Genomic DNA, 9032 nt, shown 5'->3' on the forward strand with positions numbered 1-9032 from the left:
AGCGGCAGCGTCACCGTCGCCCCGGCGGGCGGGCGCGGCGCATGGTCGAGGTCGGGGCCGGCGTCGGGATCGGGGTCCGGATCGGGGTCGGGATCGGGGTCGGGCGCCGAACCTGTGGTCTCCGCGCGCCCCCGGACCGGGTCGGCGAACGCAACCGCCACCCCATCCAGTTCCACCTGCGGCCGGAACAGCGCCCTCGGCACCAGGAACGACCTGAGCCGGATCATCGGCGAGGGGCGCGGCCGCCCGGCGCCGCCCGCCGACAGCCCCTGCGCCATCGCCAGCCCGATCGAGGGCATCTCGCGCGCCGCCAGCTCCAGCGCCGCGCGCTCGACATGCGCCAGCGCCAGTTTCAGCACCACCTCGCGCGCGGCCCCGGCGCGCCCATGCGGGCCATAGCTCTGCTCGCTGCCCAGAACCTCCACCGAGGTGTCCGAGAAATCCGCCAGCCCCGCAGCGCGCAGCAGCGCGCGCAGTCGGGTCATCAGGTCGTCGGCGGTGCGCCGCGCCCGCGCCACCGCATCGCGCCCCACGACCGACACCAGCCATTGCATGCGCCAGCCGCGCGCCTCCTGACTGCACAGTTTGAGCATCGCCGGCGCGGCACGTCCCCGGGCACCGCTGAGCGACACCACGTCTTCCCCGGTCTGGGTGATCTGCACGCCGGTGAAATCACAGCTCACATCCGGCAGCAGATAGGCCGCCGGATCGCCGATCTCGTAAAGCAGCTGCTCGGTGGCGCTCTTGACGCTGACCCGCCCGTCGCTGCCCGGCGGCTTGGTCAGCTGAAACGCCCCATCCGCCGCCACCCGCACGATCGGAAAGCCGACATCGGCCCAGCTCGCCACCTCTTCCCAGTCGGTGACCAGCCCGCCGGTCGACTGCGGCCCGCATTCGATCAGATGCCCGGCCAAGGCGCCTTGGGCCAGTTGGTCGAGATCCTCCGCGCCCCAGCCGAACTCATGGATCAGCGGCCCCAGCGTCAGGGCGCTGTCGACCACCCGGCCGGTGATGACGATATCGGCCCCGGCCGCCAGCGCCGCCGCAATCGGGAAGGCACCGAGATAGGCATTGGCGCTGATCGGCGCCTCGGGCAGCGGCGCGCCGCTGTCGATCCCGCGCAAGCCAGCGGCCCGCAATTGCGCCAGATGCGGCATCGCGTCATCGCCGGACACGGTGGCGATCTTCAGCGGCAGTCCCAGCTCTTGCAGCTTGGCGCGCAAGGCCCGCGCCGCCGCCTGCGGGTTGACGCCGCCGGCATTGGTGACGATGCGGATGCCGCGCTGCGCGATCTCGGCCAGATGGCGCGGGATCAGATCGGAGATCACATCGGTGGCATAGCCCGCCTGCGGGTCCTTCTGGCGCGCCCGGGTCATGACCGCCATGGTGATCTCGGCGAGGCATTCATAGGTGATATAATCAAGATCCGGCGCCCGCAGCAGCTGCGCCGTGGCCAGCGTGGAATCGCCCCACATGCCCGAGGCCCCGGCAATCGAGACGCGGCGGCTCATGGCAGCTCTCCGGTCCGGGCCTCGGTTCCGGTCTCGGTGGCGGGTTCGGTGCCGGTCTCGGTGCTGCTCTCGGTGCCGGTCTCGGCGCTGCTCTCGGTGCCGGTCTCGGTGCTGCTCTCGGTGCCGGTCTCGGTGCTGCTCTCGGTGCTGCTCTCGGTGGCGGGATCGGTGGCGGGTTCGGTGGTGATCTCGGCCAGAAGCTGCCCCGCCGCGACCTGATCGCCCTCAGCCACCAGCAGCCGCGCCAGCACCCCTTCGGCCGCCGCCCTCAGGCTGTGCTGCATCTTCATCGCCTCCAGCACCAGCAGCGGCTGGTCCCGGCGCACCGGCGCCCCCTCGGCCAGCGCCAGCGCCACCACGCGGCCGTGCATCGGCGCCCGCAGGGCGCCGGCATCGCCGCCGCCGGTCATGGCCCCGGCGCCGCCCGCCCGGTCCGCCAGATGCAAAATCTGCCCGTCGCGGGCCAGCCAGATCTCGGTTCCGCCCCGCAGCAGCGCCGCCCCGGCCAGCCGCTCGCCGCCGGCTTCGCCCTGCCAGTGGCGCCCGTCATGGCGCAGCGCCGCGAACCGGTGCGACTGCCCGCCACAGTCGACGCAAAGGCCGCTCTCGCGCCGCCGCACCACCACCGGCATCGGCCCCCCGGGGCCGTCGAAAAGATAGTGCGCCGGCCGCGACAGCCGCGGCTCCTCCGCCTCGGCCACCGCCGTGAACAGCAGCGCCGCCGCCAGCGCCACATTCTCGGGCTCGGGCGCGGCGCGCGCCTCGGGCGGCGCCAGATGGCGGGGGATGAAATCGGTCGCCACCGCGCCGGCGGCAAAGGCCGGGTGCTCCAGCGCCCGGATCAGGAAACCCTGATTGGTCACCGGCCCGAACAGCACCAGCGCCCGCAGCGCCGCCAGCAGCCGCCGCCGGGCCTCGTCGCGGCTTGCGCCATGGGCGATGATCTTGCCCAGCATCGGGTCGTAATGCGGCGTCACCTCGCCGCCCTCGGCAACCCCCATGTCACAGCGCAGCCCGGCGCCCTGCGGCAGCTCCAGCCGCAGCACCGGCCCGCTGCTGGGCAGAAAGCCGCCGGCCGGATCCTCGGCATAAAGCCGCGCCTCGATCGCCCAGCCCCGGGGCGCCAGATCCGCCTGCGCCATGGCCAGCGCCTCGCCCTGCGCGATGCGGATCTGCCAGTCCACAAGGTCGATGCCGGTCACCATCTCGGTCACCGGGTGTTCGACCTGCAACCGCGTGTTCATCTCGAGGAAGAAGAATTCCCCCGAAGACGTCAAAAGAAACTCGACCGTGCCGGCCCCCACATAGTCGACCGCCCCGGCCGCCTGCACCGCCATCGCCCCCATGCGGGCCCGCAATTCTGCACTCAGCCCCGGCGCCGGCGCCTCTTCCAGCACCTTCTGATGCCGCCGCTGCACCGAACAGTCGCGCTCGCCCAGATAAAGGACGGTGCCATGCCGGTCGGCAAGGATCTGCACCTCGACATGGCGCGGCGCCACCAGCGCCCGCTCGATCAGCATGTGACCAGAGCCAAAGGCCGCCTCGGCCTCGGATCGGGCCAGCGCCAGCGCCGGCGCGAAATCCTCGGCGCGCTGCACCAGCCGCATGCCCTTGCCGCCGCCCCCCGCCGCCGCCTTCAGCATCACCGGATAGCCTATCCCGCCCGCCGCCCGCGCCAATGCCTCGGGGCGCTGATCGGCGCCGGCATCGCCCGGCAGGCAGGCAACACCGGCCGCCTCCATCGCCGCCCGCGCCCGCGCCTTGTCGCCCATGATGCGGATCGCCTGCGGATCGGGGCCGATAAAGACCAGCCCGGCCTCGGCGCAGCTTGCGGCGAAATCGGCGTTTTCCGACAGAAAGCCGTAGCCCGGGTGCACCGCCCCGGCGCCGGTGCGGCGCGCCGCCGCGATGATCGCCGCGCCGTCGAGATAGGAACGCGCGCTGTCCGCCGGCCCGAGACAGACCGCCCGGTCCGCCGCCGCCACATGCGGCGCGTCGCGGTCGGCCTCGGAATAGACGGCGACGCTGCGATAGCCCTGCTGCCGCAGCGTGGCGATGATGCGCAGCGCGATCTCGCCGCGATTGGCCACCAGGATCGTGTCAAAGCCCATGCCGCCCCCCCTCAGTGCCGCGCCACGCCGAAACTCACCGGGCGCAGTTCGCGCGCCGCCGCCTCGGCCACAAGCGCCAGCAGCTCGCCCAGCAGGGCGCGGGTGTCGCGCGGGTCGATCACCCCGTCATCCAGCAGCTTGCCGGAATTGTGAAAGGCGCTGCTCTGCATCGAAAACAGCGCCTCGATCCGCGCCTCCTGCGCCTTCAGCTTTTCCGCATCCGGGGTCACGCCCCTGCGCGCCGCCGCCTCCTCGGCGACGATCGACATGGTGCGCGCCGCCTGCTGCGGCCCCATGACGCCGACCTGCGCATTGGGCCAGCTGAATACGAAAGACGGCCCCATGCCGCGCCCGCACATGCCATAGTTTCCGGCCCCGAAACTGGCCCCGATCATCAGCGTGATCTGCGGCACGCTGGCCGTCGCCACCGCCTGGATCATCTTGGCGCCATGCTTGATCATGCCGCCCCGCTCCGAGGCGGTGCCGACCATATAGCCGGTGGTGTTCTGCAAATAGAGGATCGGCGTGCCGGCCTGACAGCACATCTGGATGAAATGCGAGGCCTTGGTCGCCCCCTCGTTGTCGATCGGACCATTGTTGCCGATGACACCGCAGGCCCGGCCCCGCACCCGCGCCTGCAGGCAGACCGTGGCCGCGCCATAGCCCGGCTTGAACTCGAGAAAATCCGAACCGTCCACCAGCCGCGCCACCACCTCGCGCATATCATAGGGCCGGCGGAAGTCGACCGGCACCAGCCCGGCCAGCTCGTCCGCCGGATAGAGCGGCTCGGCATGCGCCGCCCCGGCGCCCCCCGGCCGCTCACGGTTCCAGTCCAGCCGCGCCACCACCTCGCGCGCAACACCGATCGCCGACACGTCGTCCTCGGCAAGATATTCGATCAGCCCGGTGATCCCGGCATGCAGCGCCGCACCGCCAAGCTCTTCGTCGGTGGCGATCTCGCCGGTCGCCGCCTTGACCAGCGGCGGGCCGCCAAGAAAGGCCCGGGCATTGCCCCTGACCGCGATCACCTGATCCGACAGGCCCGGCATATAGGCGCCGCCCGCCGTCGACGAGCCGTGCAGCACGGTGATCACCGGGATCCCGGCGGCGCTGAGCCGCGCCAGGTTGGCGAACATCTCGCCGCCCTCGACGAAATGGTCCAGCCGGTACTGCATCAGGTTGGCCCCGGCGCTTTCCACCAGATGCAGAAACGGCAGCTTGTTGTCCAAGGCGATCTGCTGGCAGCGCAGGATCTTGCGCGACCCGGCCAGGTTCAGCGCCCCGGCCGCGATGCCGCTGTCATTGACCACGATCATGCAGCGCGTGCCCGAGACGAAACCGATCCCCGCCAGCTGCGAGCCGCCCGGAAGCTGCGCCTCGGGGTCGTCGGGAATCTCGCTGTATCCCGCGAGGTTGCACAGTTCGACAAAGCGCGAGCCCCGGTCGATCAGCCGCGCCAGCCTTTCGCGCGGGCTGATCTGGCCGCGCACCGCGAACCGCGCCGCATTGCCTTCCGACCCCGCCCGGGCGCGCTCTTCCAGCGCCTCCAGCCCGGCGACCAGCGCCAGCATCTCATGGCGGTTCTGCGCATAGTCCTGCGACCGGGTGTCCAGTTTCGACTGAAAGAGCGTCATGGCCGAGCCTCCTTAAATTGAGTTCGACTCATTTTTGTGTAAAAATCAACTCCGAACGTCACGTCCCGAAGGTCGCCCATGCCCGCCTCGCCTGCCCCGCCGCCTGAAAAATCCGCGCAAAACCAACGCCGTGCCCCGCAGAAACGGGCCACCCAGACGCGCCGAAAGATCCTTGATGCGGCGCGCGAGCTGATCGCGGCGCAGGGCTATGAAGACAGCCGCACCCAGGACATCGCCCGTTTGGCGGGCATTGCCGAGGGGTCGGTCTTTGCCCATTTCGGCAGCAAGAAGGGCCTGCTGCATGCGCTGATGCAGGATCACTACGCGATGCTGATCGCCCGCGCCCAAGAGATCACCGCCCGCCAGCCCGCGCCGCGCCAAAGGCTGGCCATGCTGATCGACCTGCACCTGCAAGAACTGCTGCGCTCCTGGCAGCTGGTCCGGGTCTTCGCCCATTACGGCCGCTATTGTGATGCCAGCATGACCCCCGCCTTCCGCCATCTCAACCGCGACTATACCCGCGTTTTCCAGACCTGCCTCGAGGCGCTGATCGCCGCCCGCGAGGTGGCTCCGGGGCTGCGCCCGGACATGCTGCGCGACATGATCTTCGGCAGCGCCGAACATTGGGCCTTCCGGGTCAGCGAACTCGGCCAGCCCCTCGACCGGGCCGAGGCGGTCGCCTTTCTGGTCGGCCGGGTGCTGGCCGTGCCCGCCGCCTGAGGTCTCAGAAGGTCGGCGGCGTGCAGGCGCTGACCACGACGCATTTCTCGGGCCCGACCTGGCGGAACCGATGCGGCGTGCGGCTGTCGAAGTAATAGGCATCCCCCGGCCCCAGCACCTTGCGCTGGTCGCCCACCGTGACCTCGACCCGGCCCGAGATCACGATCCCGCCCTCCTCGGCCTCGTGGTCATACATCACCCGCCCGGTATCGGCATTGACCGCATAGGTCTCGCGCAGGATCATCAGCGACCGCCCGATCAGGGTCTTGCCGACCTGGCGCAACGACACCCCGCCCTTGCCGATCTCGGTCAGCTCCTCGGCGGCATAGAACACCGTCTTCTCGGGCTCGGGCTCATAGGCGAAGAACTCGGACAGGCCGACCGGAATGCCCTCGAGAATCCGCCGCAGCGCCCCCACCGAAGGGTTCATCCGCCCCGACTCGATCAGCGAGATGGTCGAATTGGTGACCCCGGCCTTCTTGGCCAGCGCCCGCTGCGACAGGCCGGCCTGTTCACGCAGCGCCCGCAGCCGCACCCCCAGCGCCAGATCCTCGTAATCCGATGTCGACATGTTGAATATCCGCTAACATGAAATTTTTCGCCCCTCTGTTTCAATGACTTGGCAGGCCGAAGAAACAGGCTATCGCAGCATAGACGAAGGCAATAGGCTCTTTCAACACCCCACAGGGGCCGTGCCCCCGGGGATCACACCGAAAGAGACCGCCGCAGCAGCGCCTGCGCGCGGCAGGAAAGGATGCCGAGATGCTCGACACCGACGTCGCGAAACTGAAGCTGAACGACCCGTCGCTGCTGGAAACCCGCGCCTATGTGAACGGCGCCTGGATCGACACCGGCCGGCATTTCGCGGTCACCAACCCGGCCACCGGCGAGACCATCGCCCATGTCACCGACCTCGACGTGGCCGACACCGCCGCCGCCATCGATGCCGCCCATGCGGCGCAGAAGGACTGGGCGGCCTGGACCGGCAAGGAACGCGGCGCGGTGCTGCGCAAATGGTACGACCTGATGCTGGAAAACGCCGACGACCTGGCCACCATCCTCACCGCCGAGATGGGCAAGCCCTGGCCCGAGGCGCGCGGCGAGATCCTCTATGGCGCCTCCTTCGTCGAATGGTTCGCCGAAGAGGCCAAGCGCATCTATGGCGACGTCATCCCCGGCCACCAGCGCGACAAGCGCATCGTGGTGCTGAAACAGCCGGTCGGCGTGGTCGGCTCGATCACCCCGTGGAACTTCCCCAACGCGATGATCGCCCGCAAGGTGGCGCCGGCGCTGGCGGTGGGCTGCAGCTTCATCGCCCGCCCCGCCGAGCTGACACCGCTGTCGGCGCTGGCGATGGCGGTGCTCGGCGAACGCGCCGGCATTCCTGCCGGGGTGCTGAACGTCATCCCCTCGTCCGATGCCTCGGCGATCGGCCAAGAGCTTTGCGCCAACCCGAAAGTGGCCAAGATCACCTTCACCGGCTCGACCCGCGTGGGCAAGATCCTGATGCAGCAATGCGCCGACACGATCAAGAAACTCTCGCTGGAACTGGGCGGCAACGCCCCCTTCATCGTCTTCGACGACGCCGATATCGACGCCGCCGTCGAGGGCGCGATGATCGCCAAGTTCCGCAACAACGGCCAGACCTGCGTCTGCGCCAACCGCATCTACGTCCAGTCCGAGGTCTACGACGAATTTGCCGAGAAACTGGCCGCCGCCACCCGCAAGCTGACCATCGGCGACGGCTTTGCCGAGGGCGTCACCACCGGGCCGCTGATCAACCGGGCGGCGCTGGACAAGGTGCAGGACCATATCGCCGACGCCACCGCCAAGGGGGCCGCGATCCACAGCGGCGGCGTGCCCTCGCCGCTTGGCGGAACCTTCTTCGAACCCACGGTTCTCACCGGCGTCACACCCGACATGGTGGTCTCGCGCGAAGAGACCTTCGGCCCGGTGGCACCGCTGTTCGAATTCACCGACGAGGCCGAGGTCGTGGCCCTGGCCAATGACAGCGAGTTCGGCCTTGCCTCGTATTTCTACAGCCGCGACCTGGCGCGGGTCTGGCGCGTCGCCGAGGCGCTCGAGTCGGGCATGGTCGGCATCAACACCGGGCTGATCTCGACCGAGGTCGCCCCCTTCGGCGGCATCAAGCAGTCGGGGCTGGGGCGCGAGGGGTCGAAATACGGCACCGAGGATTTCCTCGAGATGAAATACCTCTGCATGGGCGAGATCCGCTGACCGCGGCGCCCCCCTTCCAGACAAAAGAAAACCCGCCGGATCGGCGGGTTTTTTCGTTTCCCCACAAGGGGTTGACCGAAAGGGTCGCTCAGTGCGTCCAGGGGCCCTTGCGGTTGGTGGCGAAGTTCTCGCCATAGCCGCCGGCGCGGATGTTGGGCCGGCGCTTGTTGGGCTCGACGACCTGCGCCTCGATGCCGTTTTCCTTGGCATAGTCCAGTGCCGCCTGCTTGCTGTCAAAGCGCATCTTGACCTGGCTCTGGGTGTCTCCCGATCCGACCCAGCCCATCAGCGGATCAATGTCCAGCGCTTCGGCGGGGGCGAATTCAAGCACCCAGTAGCGGGTCTTGGCCTGACCCGAGGTCATGGCGTTGCGGGCGGGCTGGTAAATGCGCGCGATCATGGCAATCTCCTTGGTCTCGGGGCTTTATCCGGGATTCCCGTGACGCGGGCAAGCAGAGATTGGCCGCGCGGGGTCCGAATGCCTGGGAAAAAGTGCCGCAAGCAGCCTTGATGACCGATCAAACCACGGGGAGCGAGGGGTGTAAATGCGGCCTGTCCGATCATCAAGTCTGCTGCTTGCTGACCCGAGCATAGCGAGCATGGATTCCAAATGGCAAGCGACCTCGATCATTTTGTTCACCTGCTAGCCACTTTCGGCAAGAATATTTCCCAACCGGCCACAAAACCTTACCAATTCCCGCTTTCCGGGGGTCTGAAATCGGCAGATTTGCCGCAGTTCAAAGGGCCCGCGCCGCGATTGCTTTACCCTGGGTCAACAAGATTCGCCCGGCCGCCCGCCGCGCCCCGGCCGCGCCGCC

The 9032-nt window shown here is 69.0% G+C and carries 8 protein-coding genes; 3 read left to right on the forward strand and 5 right to left on the reverse strand.

Annotated features, from left to right (window positions below):
- The 3 genes from ABZD10_RS10690 to ABZD10_RS10700 form a co-directional block, all read right to left on the reverse strand.
- The coding region (locus ABZD10_RS10690; RefSeq protein WP_372886411.1) for an acyclic terpene utilization AtuA family protein at positions 1 to 1511 on the reverse strand (1511 nt) is incomplete at its 3' end.
- A complete protein-coding gene (locus ABZD10_RS10695; protein ID WP_372886412.1) occupies positions 1508 to 3622 on the reverse strand; it encodes a biotin carboxylase N-terminal domain-containing protein in 2115 nt (704 codons plus the stop codon). The genes ABZD10_RS10695 and ABZD10_RS10690, both read right to left, overlap by 4 nt.
- A gap of 11 nt (positions 3623 to 3633) precedes the next feature.
- Positions 3634 to 5256, reverse strand: a complete 1623-nt coding sequence (locus ABZD10_RS10700) for an acyl-CoA carboxylase subunit beta (protein ID WP_372886413.1) — start codon at positions 5254 to 5256, stop codon at positions 3634 to 3636.
- 78 nt (positions 5257 to 5334) lie between these two features.
- On the opposite strand from ABZD10_RS10700, the gene ABZD10_RS10705 reads away from it, so the two are divergent.
- Positions 5335 to 5976, forward strand: a complete 642-nt coding sequence (locus ABZD10_RS10705) for a TetR/AcrR family transcriptional regulator (protein WP_372886415.1) — start codon at positions 5335 to 5337, stop codon at positions 5974 to 5976.
- A 4-nt stretch (positions 5977 to 5980) separates the two neighbouring features.
- On the opposite strand, the gene ABZD10_RS10710 is transcribed toward ABZD10_RS10705, so the two are convergent.
- Entirely contained in the window at positions 5981 to 6547 is a 567-nt protein-coding gene (locus ABZD10_RS10710; RefSeq protein WP_372886416.1) for a cupin domain-containing protein, read from the reverse strand.
- Between the two features lie 191 nt (positions 6548 to 6738).
- On the opposite strand from ABZD10_RS10710, the gene ABZD10_RS10715 reads away from it, so the two are divergent.
- Positions 6739 to 8214, forward strand: coding sequence for an NAD-dependent succinate-semialdehyde dehydrogenase (locus ABZD10_RS10715; protein ID WP_372886418.1), 1476 nt, complete (start codon positions 6739 to 6741; stop codon positions 8212 to 8214).
- A gap of 88 nt (positions 8215 to 8302) precedes the next feature.
- On the opposite strand, the gene ABZD10_RS10720 is transcribed toward ABZD10_RS10715, so the two are convergent.
- Positions 8303 to 8614 (reverse strand): ETC complex I subunit, encoded by a 312-nt coding sequence (locus ABZD10_RS10720; protein WP_372886420.1) that lies wholly within the window; start codon positions 8612 to 8614, stop codon positions 8303 to 8305.
- Positions 8615 to 8824: 210 nt separating this feature from the next.
- On the opposite strand from ABZD10_RS10720, the gene ABZD10_RS10725 reads away from it, so the two are divergent.
- A partial coding sequence (locus ABZD10_RS10725) for a hypothetical protein (protein ID WP_372886421.1) occupies positions 8825 to 9032 on the forward strand: 208 nt, incomplete at its 3' end.

This window comes from Shimia sp., from assembly GCF_041624275.1.
In the GTDB taxonomy this organism is placed as follows: domain Bacteria; phylum Pseudomonadota; class Alphaproteobacteria; order Rhodobacterales; family Rhodobacteraceae; genus Shimia.